Origin of the sequence: Streptomyces sp. 15-116A (assembly GCF_025290915.1) — a bacterium.
In the GTDB taxonomy this organism is placed as follows: Bacteria; Actinomycetota; Actinomycetes; order Streptomycetales; family Streptomycetaceae; genus Streptomyces.
Map to the genome: position 1 here is coordinate 1 of NZ_JAOCQE010000163.1, position 14,509 is coordinate 14,509.

14 protein-coding genes and 2 pseudogenes are annotated in these 14,509 nt (G+C 71.3%); 5 read left to right on the top strand and 11 right to left on the bottom strand.

All coding sequences use genetic code 11. The features are described from left to right. A pseudogene (locus N4P33_RS23100) lies at positions 1-202 on the bottom strand (hypothetical protein); the annotation flags it as partial. Positions 203-289: 87 nt separating this feature from the next. Here N4P33_RS23100 and N4P33_RS23105 point away from each other — a divergent pair. Together N4P33_RS23105 and N4P33_RS23110 are read left to right on the top strand one after the other, a co-directional pair. Next, positions 290-649 carry a VOC family protein gene (locus N4P33_RS23105; RefSeq protein ID WP_260828590.1) on the top strand — a complete coding sequence of 120 codons (360 nt, stop codon included), beginning with the start codon at positions 290-292 and terminating at the stop codon, positions 647-649. Between the two features lie 26 nt (positions 650-675). Beyond that, positions 676-1,068: a VOC family protein gene (locus N4P33_RS23110; protein WP_260828591.1), complete on the top strand. Its 393-nt coding sequence runs from the start codon at positions 676-678 to the stop codon at positions 1,066-1,068. A gap of 15 nt (positions 1,069-1,083) precedes the next feature. On the opposite strand, the gene N4P33_RS23115 is transcribed toward N4P33_RS23110, so the two are convergent. The 4 genes from N4P33_RS23115 to N4P33_RS23130 all read right to left on the bottom strand — a co-directional run bounded on the left by N4P33_RS23115 (position 1,084) and on the right by N4P33_RS23130 (position 5,205). Next, the gene (locus N4P33_RS23115) at positions 1,084-2,220 is read right to left on the bottom strand and encodes a dipeptidase (protein ID WP_260828592.1); all 1,137 of its coding nucleotides are present in this window, start codon (positions 2,218-2,220) and stop codon (positions 1,084-1,086) included. A gap of 137 nt (positions 2,221-2,357) precedes the next feature. Continuing rightward, on the bottom strand, positions 2,358-3,539 hold the full coding sequence (locus N4P33_RS23120; RefSeq protein ID WP_260828593.1) for a dipeptidase: 1,182 nt from the start codon (positions 3,537-3,539) through the stop codon (positions 2,358-2,360). A 5-nt stretch (positions 3,540-3,544) separates the two neighbouring features. Continuing rightward, positions 3,545-4,069, bottom strand: a complete 525-nt coding sequence (gene purE / locus N4P33_RS23125; protein ID WP_260828594.1) for a 5-(carboxyamino)imidazole ribonucleotide mutase — start codon at positions 4,067-4,069, stop codon at positions 3,545-3,547. Then, positions 4,066-5,205 (bottom strand): 5-(carboxyamino)imidazole ribonucleotide synthase, encoded by a 1,140-nt coding sequence (locus N4P33_RS23130; RefSeq protein ID WP_260828595.1) that lies wholly within the window; start codon positions 5,203-5,205, stop codon positions 4,066-4,068. Before N4P33_RS23130 ends, purE begins: the two co-directional genes overlap by 4 nt. Before the next feature lie 153 nt (positions 5,206-5,358). Here N4P33_RS23130 and N4P33_RS23135 point away from each other — a divergent pair, with 153 nt between their 5' ends. Continuing rightward, on the top strand, positions 5,359-5,853 hold the full coding sequence (locus N4P33_RS23135) for a GtrA family protein (protein WP_260828596.1): 495 nt from the start codon (positions 5,359-5,361) through the stop codon (positions 5,851-5,853). A 4-nt stretch (positions 5,854-5,857) separates the two neighbouring features. On the opposite strand, the gene N4P33_RS23140 is transcribed toward N4P33_RS23135, so the two are convergent. Both N4P33_RS23140 and N4P33_RS23145 read right to left on the bottom strand, forming a co-directional pair. Then, the gene (locus N4P33_RS23140; protein WP_260828597.1) at positions 5,858-7,132 is read right to left on the bottom strand and encodes an ATP-binding protein; all 1,275 of its coding nucleotides are present in this window, start codon (positions 7,130-7,132) and stop codon (positions 5,858-5,860) included. Positions 7,133-7,164: 32 nt separating this feature from the next. Next, positions 7,165-7,842 (bottom strand): response regulator transcription factor, encoded by a 678-nt coding sequence (locus tag N4P33_RS23145; RefSeq protein ID WP_260828598.1) that lies wholly within the window; start codon positions 7,840-7,842, stop codon positions 7,165-7,167. A gap of 537 nt (positions 7,843-8,379) precedes the next feature. On the opposite strand from N4P33_RS23145, the gene N4P33_RS23150 reads away from it, so the two are divergent. Beyond that, a complete protein-coding gene (locus N4P33_RS23150) occupies positions 8,380-9,876 on the top strand; it encodes an MFS transporter (RefSeq protein WP_313904574.1) in 1,497 nt (498 codons plus the stop codon). A gap of 22 nt (positions 9,877-9,898) precedes the next feature. On the opposite strand, the pseudogene N4P33_RS23155 reads toward N4P33_RS23150, so the two are convergent. The 4 genes and pseudogenes from N4P33_RS23155 to N4P33_RS23170 all read right to left on the bottom strand — a co-directional run. After that, a pseudogene (locus tag N4P33_RS23155) lies at positions 9,899-10,882 on the bottom strand (hypothetical protein); the annotation flags it as partial. 32 nt (positions 10,883-10,914) lie between these two features. After that, positions 10,915-11,604: an LPXTG cell wall anchor domain-containing protein gene (locus N4P33_RS23160; RefSeq protein ID WP_260828600.1), complete on the bottom strand. Its 690-nt coding sequence runs from the start codon at positions 11,602-11,604 to the stop codon at positions 10,915-10,917. A 124-nt stretch (positions 11,605-11,728) separates the two neighbouring features. Then, on the bottom strand, positions 11,729-12,292 hold the full coding sequence (locus N4P33_RS23165) for an ATP-binding protein (protein ID WP_260828601.1): 564 nt from the start codon (positions 12,290-12,292) through the stop codon (positions 11,729-11,731). A 240-nt stretch (positions 12,293-12,532) separates the two neighbouring features. Then, positions 12,533-12,910 carry an STAS domain-containing protein gene (locus tag N4P33_RS23170; protein WP_260828602.1) on the bottom strand — a complete coding sequence of 126 codons (378 nt, stop codon included), beginning with the start codon at positions 12,908-12,910 and terminating at the stop codon, positions 12,533-12,535. Between the two features lie 239 nt (positions 12,911-13,149). Here N4P33_RS23170 and N4P33_RS23175 point away from each other — a divergent pair, with 239 nt between their 5' ends. Then, a complete protein-coding gene (locus tag N4P33_RS23175) occupies positions 13,150-14,076 on the top strand; it encodes an RNA polymerase sigma factor SigF (protein ID WP_260828603.1) in 927 nt (308 codons plus the stop codon). Positions 14,077-14,509 lie beyond the last annotated feature (433 nt).

The window sequence follows — 14,509 nt, forward strand, 5'->3', positions numbered from 1 at the left end:
GCGGGTGCCCGGCGTGGGCGAGCAGGGTGGCGCGCAACGACTCCCGAAGCTCGCGGGCGGCGGGCAGCGCCTCCTCCGTCAGCCCGAAGCGCGCCCGTCCCTCCGCCGTGCCGAGCGAGTCGGCACCGCTCTCCAGGTCCACTGTGTTGACCAGGGACTGGACGAGGGTCAGGCCCCCGGGTGCGGGCGATCTCTCACTCATGCTTGCGACGTTACCGCTCATGGGGGAGCATGAGGTAACCGTTACCTGTTACTCGCTTCTGTGGGTAACCAAGGAACAGGAGGAGCCATGTCCGTAGCCAAGGTGGGTGCCGTCGTCCTGGACTGTCCCGACCCGCACGCGCTGGCCCGCTTCTACGCCGAGGTGGTCGGGGGAACCCCGGAGGCCGAGGGCGACTGGGTGGATCTCAAGGTGCCCGGTGGTCCGACGCTGGCGTTCCAGGCGGCGCCGGGGTACGTGCCGCCGCAGTGGCCGTCGCCCGAGCGCTCGCAGCAGTTCCATCTGGATCTGACCGTCGAGGACATGGACGCGGCCGAGAAGCAGGTGCTGGCGCTCGGGGCGGAGGCGCTGGACACCGAGGACCGGTCGCGGAGTTGGCGGGTTTACGCCGACCCGGCCGGGCACCCGTTCTGCCTCTGCGCCTGCTGACCCGTACACCGACCCCGGGAGGTCCCATGGCTGCCGTCGCCCGGCTGCGTTCCGTCGTCCTCGACTGCCCCGAGCCGCTCGAGCTGGCCCGCTTCTACGCGGCCGTCGGCGGCGGCACACCGGTGGAGGAGGACCCGGACTGGGTGGTGCTGCGGATCCCGGACGGGCCTCGGCTGGCCTTCCAGCGGGCGGAGGGGTACGCCCCGCCGGACTGGCCGAGCGCGGACCACGACTCGCAGCAGTTCCATCTCGACTTCGACGCCGGGGCCACCTGGGAGGAGGTCGACGCGGCCGAGAAGCAGGTGCTGGCCCTGGGGGCGCGGGTGCTGGACCGGGAGGACTACGAACGCAAGGACTTCAGGGTCTACGCCGATCCGGCGGGGCACCCGTTCTGCTTGTGCCGGATCGAGGAGGCCTGAAGCCCTGTCGGCCGCTCACCCGTCCAGGTCCGCGATCGTCGCCGTCGACGGCGGCCTGCGTTGCTGCGCCGCGCGGGCGGTGAAGTCGGCGCCGCGCAGGACGCGTTGGATGTTGCCCCAGGTCAGGAGAGCCACCTCGGACTCCTCCCAGCCGCGGCGGAGCAGTTCGGCGATCAGCTTCGGGTAGCAGGAGGTGTCGCCGAGCTCCTGGGGGTGGGCCGTGCCGGTGTCGTAGGTGCCGGAGAGGCCGACGCAGTCGGGGCCGGCGAGGGAGCGGACGTGGTCGAGGTGGTCGGCGACGTCCCGGACCGTCGGCCCGGTCTGCTCGGCGGTCAGCGGCACCAGGACCAGGCCCCTCGCCTCCCCGACCTCGGTGAGCAGTTCGTCGGGCAGGTTGGCGGGGTGGGGGCGCAGGGCGCGGGCGGCGGAGCGGCTGAACAGCGCGGGCGCCTTGGAGACGGCGAGAACGCGCTGGACGGTCTCGGGCGAGGCGTACGACAGGTCGGCGATCATGCCGACGCGGTTCATCTCGCGGACGACCTCCTCGCCGAACCGGGTCAGTCCGGCCGCGCTCGCCCAGGACGTGCCGGTCAGGGTGAGCACGCGCAGGCCGAGGACGTGCAGGGAGCGCAGGACGCCCAGCGAGTCGCCGAGCGCGGCGGCCCCGGCGGGCCCGAACAGCACGGCGACCCGGCCGCAGTTGCGGGCGTCGGTGATCTGGCCGGCGGTGCGGGCCGGGCGCAGGCCCTCCGGGTGGGCGGCGACGACTTCCTTCGCCAGGTCCAGCTGGTCCAGGGTGGCGCCGACCGCGCGGTCGCCGTCGAGGCCCTCGGGCAGGTGCAGTGCCCAGAAGACCGCGCCGACATGGCCCCTGCGCAGCCGGGGCACGTCCGCGTCGACGGCGCTCTCGCCGAGGTCGAGGTCGTAGTAGGGCAGGTGGCGCAGCGCCCAGGGCAGTCCGCTGTAGCCGTCGGCGACCGGGTGCGCGGCGAGGATGGCGCGGGCGCGGGTGACGGGCGCGTCGTCGGGGTCGGAGACGGGCTGGTAGGGCTCGGCCGTGACGACGACGGCCTCGGCCGGGTACGGCTCGGTCAGGTCGTCGACGCGGCCGACCTCGCCGGCGGGATACAGGTCGTCCTGGAGATCGGCCATGGCGGGCTCCGTACGTGGTGACCTCGGTGGTGACCTCGGTGGTGATCGAAGTAGGGTCACCGTCGCACGGAGCCCGGAAGGCTTCCTGGTGAACGGCGCGTTCGGGGTACGGCGGTACGACCCCGGCGCCTCGGGTCTCAGGCCGTGCCGTCGAGCGCCTCGATGGTGGCGTTGGACGGTGCTCGGGTCGTCCGCAGCGAACGGGCCACGTCCTCCGCCGCGCCCAGCACCCGCACCGCGTTCTTCCAGGTCAGCTTGGCGAGGTCGGCCTTCGACCAGCCGCGCTCCAGAAGTTCGGCGAGGAGGTTCGGGTAGCCGGCGACGTCGCTGAGGCCGTCCGGGGTGAAGGCGGTGCCGTCGTAGTCGCCGCCGATGCCGAGGTGGTCGATGCCGGCCACCTCGCGCATGTGGTCCAGGTGGTCGGCGACCGTGGCGGCCGTGGCGACGGGGCGCGGGTGGCGCTCCTCGAAGGCGGCGTGCACCTTCATCGCCTCGGGGGACGTGTCGAGGTGGTGGAAGCCGTGGGCGCGCATGTTCTCGTCGGCCGCGGCGGTCCAGTCGACGGCCGCCTGGAGCACGAACTTCGGCACGAACGTCACCATGGCGACACCGCCGTTGGCGGGCAGCCGCTCCAGTACGTCGTCGGGGATGTTGCGCGGGTGGTCGCAGACGGCGCGGGCCGAGGAGTGCGAGAAGATCACCGGCGCGGAGCTCGCGTCGAGGGCGTCGCGCATGGTCGTCGCGGCGACGTGGGAGAGGTCGACCAGCATGCCGAGCCGGTTCATCTCCCGCACGACCTCCCGCCCGAACGCCGACAGGCCGCCCACGCGGGGCTCGTCGGTCGCGGAGTCCGCCCAGTCCACGTTGTCGTTGTGGGTGAGCGTCAGGTAGCGGACGCCGAGCGCGTACAACCCGCGCAGAGTGCCCAGGGAGTTGGCGATGGAGTGCCCGCCCTCCGCGCCCATGAGGGAGGCGATACGGCCCTCGCCGCGCGCCGTCTCCATGTCGGCGGCGGTCAGCGCGGGCGCCAGGTCCCTAGGGTGACGGTCGATCAACTGCCGTACGCAGTCGATCTGTTCCAGCGTGGCCGGCACTGGGTCGGGCAGGTCCGAGCGGACGTACACCGACCAGAACTGCGCACCGACGCCGCCCGCCCGCAGCCGGGGGATGTCGGTGTGCAGATGGGCGGACTGGTCACCGGCGATGTCCCGGGCGTCGAGGTCGTAGCCGGTCTGGCGCAGCGCCCAGGGCAGGTCGTTGTGCCCGTCGACGACGGGGAACTCGGCGAGGAGGGCGCGGGCGTCGTCGAGGCGGGTCACGGGGCTCACTTCCCGAAGCCGAAGCCGCCCGCGGCGCCGTCGACCTTGGCGCGCAGCCGCTTGCCCTTCTCGGTGGCCTGGTCGTTGAGTTCCTGCTGGAACTCCTTCATGCGGCCGAGGAGTTCCTCGTCGTGGGCGGCGAGGATGCGGGCCGCGAGCAGGCCGGCGTTGCGGGCGCCGGCCACGGAGACGGTGGCGACGGGGACACCGGCCGGCATCTGCACGATGGACAGCAGGGAGTCCATGCCGTCGAGGTACTTCAGCGGCACGGGCACGCCGATGACCGGCAGCGGGGTGACGGAGGCGAGCATGCCGGGCAGATGGGCGGCGCCGCCCGCACCGGCGATGATCACCTTCAGTCCGCGGTCCGCGGCCTGCTCGCCGTACGCGATCATCTCGCGGGGCATGCGGTGCGCGGAGACGACGTCGACCTCGTAGTCGATCTCGAACTCGTCGAGGGCCTGGGCGGCTGCTTCCATGACGGGCCAGTCGGAGTCCGACCCCATGACGATGCCGACAACGGGGCTCATTCGGTGATCGTCCCTCTCAGGTAACCGGCTGCGTGACGGGCGCGCTCCAGCACGTCGTCCAGGTCGTCGCCGTAGGTGTTGACGTGGCCCACCTTGCGGCCGGGCTTCACGTCCTTGCCGTACATGTGGATCTTCAGCTGGGGGTCGCGGGCCATGCAGTGCAGGTACGCGGAGTACATGTCCGGGAAGTCGCCGCCGAGGACGTTGACCATCACGGTCCACTTGGCGCGCGGGCGCGGGTCGCCGAGCGGGAGGTCGAGGACCGCGCGGACGTGGTTGGCGAACTGGCTGGTGATCGCGCCGTCCATCGACCAGTGGCCGGAGTTGTGCGGGCGCATCGCCAGCTCGTTGACGAGGATGCGGCCGTCGCGGGTCTGGAACAGCTCCACCGCGAGATGGCCGACGACACCGAGCTCCTTGGCGATGTTCAGCGCCATCTGCTCGGCCTGGAGCGCGAGCGCCTGGTCGAGGTCCGGGGCGGGGGCGATCACCGTGTCGCAGACGCCGCCCACCTGGCGGGACTCCACGACCGGGTAGGCGACGGCCTGGCCGTGCGGGGAGCGGACGACGTTGGCCGCCAGCTCGCGTACGAAGTCGACCTTCTCCTCGGCGAGGACGGGCACACCGGCCTTGAACGGGTCGGCGGCCTCCTCGACGGAGCCGACGACCCACACGCCCTTGCCGTCGTAGCCGCCGCGGACGGTCTTGAGGACGACGGGGAAGCCGTCGCCCTCCGCGGCGAACGCCGCCACGTCCTGCGGATCGGAGACGATGCGGTGCCGCGGGCAGGGCACGCCGATCGCGTCGAGCTTCGCGCGCATCACGCCCTTGTCCTGGGCGTGCACGAGCGCGTCGGGGCCGGGGCGGACGGGGATGCCGTCCGCCTCCAGGGCCCTGAGGTGCTCGGTGGGCACGTGCTCGTGATCGAAGGTGATCACGTCACAGCCGCGTGCGAACTCGCGCAGGGTGTCCAGGTCGCGGTAGTCGCCGACGACGACATCGCCGACGACCTGCGCCGCGGAATCCTGCGGGGTGTCACTGAGGAGCTTGAACCTGATGCCGAGCGGGATGCCCGCCTCGTGTGTCATACGAGCGAGCTGGCCACCGCCGACCATGCCGACTACCGGGAACGTCACGTTCCTAGGGTATCGGCCGCGCCACAGTGGCCGATTTCCCGCCCCTGCGACGGGACGGCTTTCGGTCGCCGGCTCCGTCCGCAGGAAGATCGCGCGGGAGGGTGGTTAGCATGGCTGGGTTGACGCACACCGACGGACGGGAGCCTGCAGGCGATGGAACGCGGTTCCTCGGGGCTCCGGCGGCTCTTCCAGGAGGTCGCCAAGTTCGGCGCGGTGGGCGGGGCGGGCCTGCTGGTCAATCTCGGCGTGTTCAACCTGGTCCGAGCGGTGACCGACCTCCCGGTGGTGCGGGCGAGTGTCATCGCCACGATCGTCGCGATCATCTTCAACTACATCGGCTTCCGCTACTTCACCTACCGCGACCGTGACAAGTCCGGGCGCACCCGGGAGATGTCGCTGTTCCTGGTGTTCAGCGTGGTCGGCCTGGTGATCGAGAACGGTGTGCTGTACACGGCGACGTACGGGTTCGGCTGGGACAGCCCGCTGCAGAGCAACATCTTCAAGTTCCTCGGCATCGGCGTCGCCACCCTGTTCCGCTTCTGGTCCTACCGCACGTGGGTGTTCCGTGCGCTGCCGGTGCGCGAACCCGTGACGGGGCCGGTCGCGAAGGGGGACGGGCGGCCTCGTACGAAGCAGCGGGTCCCGTAGGGGGTCAGCGGACCGTCTGCCGGCCCGTGTCCTCGCGTGCCGTCTGCGGCGGGGTGCGGGAGAGGAACAGGCCGAAGACCGGGGGCTTGGCCTGGAGCATCTCCAGCCGGCCGCCGTCCGCCTCCGCGAGGTCCCGGGCGACCGCCAGGCCGATGCCGGTGGAGTTGCGGCCGCTGATCGCCCGTTCGAAGATCCGCGCGCCCAGGTCGGCGGGGACGCCTGCGCCCTCGTCGGTGACCTCGACGACGACCTGGTTACCGGTGACGCGGGTACGCAGGGCGACCGTGCCGCCGCCGTGCATCAGCGAGTTCTCGATCAGCGCGGCCAGCACCTGGGCGACCGCGCCCGGTGTGCCGACCGCCCGCAGGTTCCGCTTGCCCGAGCTGACGATCGCGCGGCCCGCGCTGCGGTAGGCGGGGCGCCACTCGGCGAGCTGCTGCTGGATGACCTCGTCGAGTTCGAAGGTGACCGCGGAGCCGGTGCGGGGGTCGCGGGAGTTCGTCAGCAGCCGCTGCACCACGTCCGTCAGCCGCTCCACCTGCGTCAGCGCGATCGTCGCCTCCTCCTTCACCGTGTCCGGGTCGTCGGTGAGGGTGATCTCCTCCAAGCGCATGGACAGCGCGGTCAGCGGGGTGCGCAGCTGGTGGGAGGCGTCGGCGGCCAGGCGCCGCTCGGCGGTGAGCATGCGGGCGATGCGCTCGGCGGAGGAGTCCAGCACGTCGGCGACCCGGTCCAGCTCGGGCACCCCGTAGCGGCGGTGGCGGGGGCGCGGGTCGCCGGAGCCGAGGCGTTCGGCGGTCTCGGCGAGGTCGGTCAGCGGGGAGGCGAGCCGGTTGGCCTGGCGGATGGCGAGGAGCACCGCGGCGATCACCGCGAGCAGCGCCACCAGGCCGATGATCAGCAGCGTACGGGCGACCTCGCGGGTCACGGAGGAGCGCGGCTCCTGCACGGTGACCGTCTCGCCCTCCTCGCCGGGCGCGGTGGCGCTGATGACGTCGCCGTCGGGTTTGTCGCCGACCTCTATGGGCGGCTTGCCGGGGATGCGGATGACGGCGTAGCGGTCCTCGGTGATCTGGTCGGAGAGGATCTCCGCGGTGACCTGTTCCTCGACGATCAGCCGGCTGTCGACGATGCTGGCGAGCCGGACCGCCTCGGAGCGCACCCGCTCGCGGGCGCTGTCGCTGATGGTGCGCGTCTCGACGATCACCAGGGAGACCCCGAAGACGGCGATCACGATGAGCACCACGGCGAGCGTGGACTGGATCAGACGGCGGCGCATGTTCTCTTACCCACGGCGAACCCTCGCGGGGTTCAGCTCTTCTCGAAGCGGAAGCCCACACCGCGCACGGTGGCGATGTAGCGGGGGTTGGCCGCGTCGTCGCCGAGCTTCTTGCGCAGCCAGGAGATGTGCATGTCGAGGGTCTTGGTGGACGACCACCAGGTGGTGTCCCAGACCTCGCGCATCAGCTGGTCGCGGGTGACGACCCGGCCCGCGTCGCGCACCAGGACGCGCAGCAGGTCGAACTCCTTGGCGGTGAGCTGCAGCTCCTCCTCTCCCATCCACGCCCGGTGCGACTCGACGTCGATGCGCACGCCGTGCGTGGCGGGCGGCTGCTGCGGCTCGGCGGCGCCGCGCCGCAGCAGGGCCCGTACCCGGGCGAGCAGCTCGGCGAGGCGGAACGGCTTGGTGACGTAGTCGTCCGCGCCGGCGTCCAGGCCGACGACGGTGTCCACCTCGTCGGCGCGGGCGGTCAGGATCAGGATGGGAACCGTGTGCCCGTCGGAACGCAGCCGGCGGGCGACCTCCAGGCCGTCCATGCCGGGCAGTCCGAGGTCCAGTACGACCAGGTCGACACCCCCCTGCAGTCCGGCGTCGAGCGCGCTGGGTCCGTCCTCACGCACCTCGACCTCGTAGCCCTCGCGGCGCAGGGCGCGGGCCAGCGGTTCCGAGATGGAGGCGTCGTCCTCGGCGAGCAGTACACGGGTCATGGAGTGATGGTAGTCCCGCCGTGCGGGGCGCCGGGGTGTGATCGCGGGCGTTGCTTCTTACCTGGTGCACACGGGTTTCTCACCTTCCCGGCCGGTTCGGGGCACCGGTCTAGACCCCTGTGAGGGGCCTGCGGGTGTGGGGTGCGATCCTGTAAAGGACCTTCGAATCGGCGATCACGGTTCCGCCGTGGCCTGTGATCCGCGTCTCAAGGTCTTCCATATCAGGCGGTGTCCTGACGTATGGTGATTCAACGCCTGTTGCACCGCGGGGACCTTTGGCGGACTTGACGCTGAAGGTCTCTTTTGTGTGCGGGCCGGCTCCCTCGCCGGCCTCGGAAGCAATGACCTGTGGCCGGGCCTGGCCGCGCATCGCAGCGCGGGAAGGCGTGGATCCCGGTGGCGCCGTCCGCCGCTCCGTGACCCGGAGCGGACCTCCCCTCGGGCGTGGGGCGGGACGGTCGGGCCCGCCGGTGCCGGCCGCCCCCCACCGGGCGCGTACCCGCTCGCGCGACGCGTCCCGACCAGCAAGGATCGACCATGGCGTCCAGCCTGACGAAGGACTCGGTCACCCCGGGCACCCCCGGCTCCGAGAAGACCTTCTTCGGCCACCCCCGCGGACTGGCCACTCTCTTCATGACCGAGATGTGGGAGCGTTTCTCCTACTACGGCATGAGGGCTCTGCTCCCGCTGTACCTCGTCGCTCCGGGTGGCCTCGGCCTCAGCGCCGGCACCGCGACCGCGATCTACTCGGTGTACCTGTCGCTGGTGTACCTGCTCACGATGCCGGGCGGCTGGTTCGGCGACCGTGTCTGGGGCCCGCGCAAGACCGTCGCCGTCGCCGGCGGCATCATTATGCTCGGCCACCTCACGCTGGCGCTGCCCACGTCCGGCACGTTCTACGCCGGTCTCGGCCTGGTCGCCATCGGCTCGGGTCTGCTGAAGGCCAACATCTCCACGATGGTCGGCCAGCTCTACGACGGCCCGGACGACCCACGCCGCGACGGTGGCTTCACCGTGTTCTACATGGGCATCAACCTGGGTGCCTTCGCCGCGCCGCTGATCATCGGCACCATCGGTGAGAACGTGAACTGGCACCTGGGCTTCGCGCTGGCCGCGCTCGGCATGGCGCTGGGTGTCGCCCAGTTCCTGCTCGGCAGCCGTCACCTGGCCGCGCACTCCAGCGTCGTGCCGAAGCCGCTGTCGGTGGAGGAGAAGACCTCCACGCTGCGCAAGGCCGCGTTCTGGGCCGCGCTGGCCGTGGTGTTCTACGCGATCGTCGGCTTCACCGGCCACTACACGCTGAACTGGATCCTGGTTCCGCTGACGCTGCTCGGTGTGATCGTGCCGGTGCTGGTGCTGACCCGGATCAAGCGCGACAAGTCGCTGGACCGGGCCGAGCAGTCGAAGATGTCCGCGTACATCTGGTTCTTCGTCGCCGCGGCCGTCTTCTGGATGATCTACGACCAGGGTGGTTCGACCCTGTCGATCTTCGCCGAGTCGTCGGCGGACAACACCGTCCTCGGCTGGGAGTTCCCGGTCTCCTGGTACCAGTCGGTCAACCCGGTCCTGATCATGGCGCTGGCTCCGGTCTTCGCCTGGTTCTGGCTGGCGCTGAACCGGCGCGGCAAGGAGCCGAGCACGATCGTGAAGTTCTCCTCCGGCCTGGTGCTGGTCGGTGTGTCCTTCTTCCTCTTCCTGGCTCCGCTGTCCATCGCCGAGGGCGGCCACAAGGCCGCGGCGCTGTGGCTGGTGGCGATCTACTTCGTCCAGACCTGCGGTGAGCTGATGCTCTCCCCGGTCGGTCTGTCGGTCACCACGAAGATGGCGCCGGTGAAGTACGCCTCGCAGATGATGGGCGTCTGGTTCCTGGCGGTCACCGCCGGTGACGCCACGACCGGGCTGCTGTCCATCGCCGGGGTCGACCTGAACAAGACGGGCATCGTCGCGATGGAGGCGACGCTGGCTGTGATCGCCGGTGTCGCGGTGTGGATGTACCGCAAGAAGGTGAAGGCGATGATGGGCGACGTTCGCTGACGTCTCCGCTCGTCTCGTCGTAGGGCCCTCGTACCCCCTGGTGGGTGCGGGGGCCCTTCGTCGTGGGGCGGGGTGGTGTCCGGTCCAGCAGGGCCATGGCTGCGCGGTATGCCGCCGCTGGGACGGTGAGGAAGGTCAGGGTCCAGAAGAGGGTGACGCCCCACGGGTGGGGTTCGGTCCAGGGGTGTTCGGCTAGGAGCTTTCCTGCGTACTTCAGGGAGATCGTGTAGTCGCCGTGGGCGCCGGCGGGCAGCTGGACGGGGAGTTCTATGCGGGCCCTGCCGCCGGGTGGGACCGTGCCTCGCCAGGGGTGGGGCTGCCAGCTCGGGGCGTAGACGCCGTGGGACGTGCCGATCTGGAAGACCGGGTCGCGGACGGGGGACGTGCCGACGTTGGCGACCGTGAGGGTGAGGGTGCGGGCGGGTGGGGAGCCGAAGCGGGTGAGCAGCGTGCTGGTGCCTTCCAGGCGGGCGTCCGTCGTGGGGGACAGGCGGCCACCGGTGGCTTCTGCCGGGAGCGGTTCGATCGAGTGGCCTGCCACCTGGAACGCCGCGTCCGCGTCTGCTGTCGCGCCGGTCACCGTTTCCGCGTGCACCACGCAGGGGCAGGGGACCGGGGGCTCCACCACCGGGAGCGTGCGGCGGAAGCGGCCGTCGGGGTCGGTGGTGACCGTGCGGCCGTCGGCGTTGGCGCAGGACGCCGTGCCGCCGGTGACGCCGCCGGCTGGGGTTGCCTGGCCGCAGATCAGCAGCATGAGGAGGGTACGGGGGCGCCATCCGGTACCGGTGACGGTGATCGAACCGCCGGTTCCGGCCTCGTCCCGGGAGACCTCCACGCCGGGCCGCCCGTCGCCGCCGGGTGCACCGGTGGGTGGCGCGGTGCGCGCCGCGGGGGCCGGCAGGGGTGCCTGGGGCGGGCCGTCCGCCGTGGTGGGTTCCGGGGGCGTCGCGAGGCCCAGGAACATCAGTGTGAGCGCCGGAGCCGTGAGCCGTGCCCTGTGGTTCATCGCGCCGCTCCCCCGAGCTCACCCGCCGTGCGTCACCGGACGGTCCTCGGTGCTCGGCGCCTGCGCGTCAGCCACAGGGTGCCGGCTGTGCCCGTGAGGAGCACCGTGCCGCCGAGGGTGGCGAGGGCTATGGCCGAGTCCTCGGGGCCGGTGCGCGGGAGGGTGCCGTCGGTGGAGTCGGTCGCGCCGCCGCCGGGCGCGGGGGCGCCGCTCGCCGCCGTCACGTCCAGGGTCAGGGACGGGCCCGGGTCGTTCGTCGGGGTGCAGGTCGTGGTCGTGCCGAGGGCCTTGATGGTGAGGACGTCCGCCGTGAAGGTGACCTTTCCGGTCTTCTTCGGGGTGTACGTGGCGCTCAAGTCGCTGATCTTGATGGGGGTGTTGGGCGGGATCGGCGCGTCGTTGGCGGGGCCGGTCACGGTCAGGGTGCCGGTGTCGGCGCCGCCCAGTTCGATCGTGGCGCTGGGACTCATGGCGCCCTTGCCGAGCTCCACCGGGCTGGACGAGACGCCCTTCTGCCAGGACATGGTGATCCGGTAACCGCCGCCGCTGCGCTCCCCTTCGATGTCGATGGGCGAGACGGCGCTCTTGTCGCCGATCGGCGTCTTGCACTGGTAGTCGACGTCGACGACCTCGGCCTGTGCGGTGGGCGCGGCCAGCAGCACCGCGGTGCCGGCCAGGACGGCGGCGGACGCGAGCGTGGCGGTTCGTTTCCGGTACGACACGGGCCCCTGCTCTCCTGGTTCCTGACGCCTCATCAGATGGGCCGTCAAGGTACGCCCGGGACCTCGAGGAGGGAAGACACATGACGTGCCGGATCGGCGATCCGGTGAGGAGGAGCGCCTCGCCCTACGCGGGGGCGCCCAGTTCCGCCCAGACCGTCTTGCCGGCGACGCCGGGCGTGCGGACGACGCCCCAGTCCAGGCAGAGGCGCTGGACGATGAACATGCCGTGACCGCCGGGGCGGCCCGCGCGGTGCGGGGTGCGGGGGGCCGGCTGGCCGGTGCCGCGGTCGGTGACCTCGAGCCGGATCACCTTGTTGTCGCAGGTGAGGGTGAGCTGGTCCGGCCCCTCGGCATGCAGGCAGGCGTTCGTGACCAGTTCGGAGACGACGAGCAGGACGTCCTCGGCGGCGGCCCGCTGATCGGCGGTGGCCGCCGGCAGCCAGCCCCACGCGTACAGCGCCTGGCGGGTGAAATCGCGGGCGAGCGGCACGACACCGCTCTGGTCGTCGAAGCTCAGCCGGCGGACCTGGCGGCCCGCCGGGGAGCCCGGCGACCCCGCCGCCCCGGAGGGCACGGCCACGCCCTCGTCGGCGGCGCCCGCCCCCGACGCGCCGCCCCCGGACGCTCCGGAAGCGCCGCTGGGCTCCGGACCGCGGTCGCCCGGCGAGTAGGGCCGGGTGGTGCTCATCAGCGCTTCACCTCACCGATTCACCGGTTCACGATTCAAAAAATTCCGTACTCAGTCAGTCACGCAGCGCGCGGCACGTTCGGTTCACTTCACCCCAGCGACCACGGCAGCCGACACGTTCAGGATGTCTCCTGCCCGGGGGACCCGGCGAAACACCCCCGTATTCGCGCGAAAAGGCGGGACGACCGGGGAACGCCGGATCACGGGGTCCGGGGCGGCGGGCCGCCCCGGCCGTGGACGTCACCCGGAGTCGTCGGCCAGGGCCGCCTCGAGGGTGTCATGGACAGTGAAGACGGCGTCCGCTCCCGTGATCTCGAAGACCCGCGCGACCACCGGCTGCATTCCGGCGAGGTGCACCCCGCCCCCGGCGGCCTCGGCCTTGAGCCGGGCGCCGAGCAGGACGTTGAGCCCGGTGGAGTCGCAGAACTCCAGCCGGGAGCAGTCGATGACGAGCCGGTTCAATCCCTTGGCGAGGCAGTCCTCCAGTGGCTCACGCAACAGATCGGCGGTGTGGTGATCCAACTCACCCGCCGGAGTCACGACGGCACTGGGGCCCTCTTCTCGCACCTCGACCAGAAGCCGGCCCGACTGTGCGCTGCCGACCGTCCCGCGGTCCATGCCGTCTCTCTCTCCCGACCTCGTGGCTGCTTGCTGACGCCCTCGAACACTACGCCTTCCTGACAGCCTTCGGCACCCGAACAATCGCGCACAAACGGACATACCCGAACAGAATGCACTTGCGGCGGGCTTGCCGGACCGGGTAGGGCTAGTAAGGACACGTAACCGACACGGCCGGCTTTGGAGGCGCCGCACACCGCAGTGCACGTACTGGCTTCGGCAGCCATATGCCGAGAACGATGGAGGACATCATGTCACCCCGGCTCGACGCATCGCGTACCCAGAAAGCGACGTCGACACTCCCTGAGGAACATCTGGCTCCCATCGAGCAGGACGACATGAGTGTCGTCCAGGACGATCTACTCGCCGGACTGCCGGAGATCCCCCCGTACGACGAGGTGGGACCGGTCGACGCACGGGCGTTGTCCAGGACCCTCTTCGAGCGCCTGGAGTCGCTCGAGGAAGGCACCCACGAGTACTCCTACGTCCGCAACACGCTCGTCGAACTCAACCTCGCCCTGGTCAAGTTCGCCGCCTCCCGCTTCCGCTCGCGCAGCGAGCCGATGGAGGACATCATCCAGGTCGGCACCATCGGCCTGATCAAGGCGATCGACCGCTTCGAACTGTCGCGCGGTGTGGAATTCCCCACGTTCGCGATGCCGACCATCATCGGCGAGATCAAGCGCTTCTTCCGCGACACCTCCTGGTCCGTGCGCGTACCGCGCCGGCTGCAGGAACTCCGGCTCGACCTGGCCAAGGCCGGTGACGAACTGGCGCAGAAGCTCGACCGCGCGCCGACGGTGGCCGAGCTGGCCGAGCGGCTCGGCATCTCCAACGACGAGGTCGTCGAGGGCATGGCCGCGTCGAACGCGTACACCGCCTCCTCGCTGGACGCCCAGCCGGAGGAGGACGACGCCGAGGGCGCGCTGGCGGACCGGATCGGCTACGAGGACCACGGGCTCGAAGGCATCGAGTACGTCGAGTCGTTGAAGCCGCTGATCGCCGAACTGCCGCCGAGGGACCGGAAGATCCTGTCGCTGCGTTTCGTGGCCGGGATGACCCAGTCGGAGATCGGCGAGGAGCTGGGCATCTCCCAGATGCACGTCTCCCGGCTGCTGTCCCGCACGCTGGTACGGCTGCGCAAGGCGCTGACCGTCGAGGAGTGAGCGGCGGCCGCGGCAGCTCGCGGGTGGCCGGGCGTCGTACGTGACGGTTTGCGCCCCGCGCCCTGTCGGCGCCGGATGTCCCACGGGTCGTGACGACCCCAGGGGCACCGGGCGCCCGCCGGGCGCGGGGCGCGACGCGTTACCCAGGGTCACCCCTTTCCCCGCGGGGCCTCTTCCACCACTATGGGTCGCCCAAACTGGCCGGTAGGTCAGGACGTCGAGGTCCGGCGGCCGGGAGCCAGGGGCGAGGAGGCGGTGGATGACCGGGGGCGACGGGGCCGTCGAGGGTGACGGGATCGGGGAGGTGTCGTCGGGGGCGTACCGGGACGCGTCCGACGTCCGGCTGACCGAGTCGCTGCGCGGCGGCACCTCGGAGGCGTACGCGGCCCTCCAGGAGCTCCGCGCCCGGCACGGCGCCCGCGTGCTCGCCTAC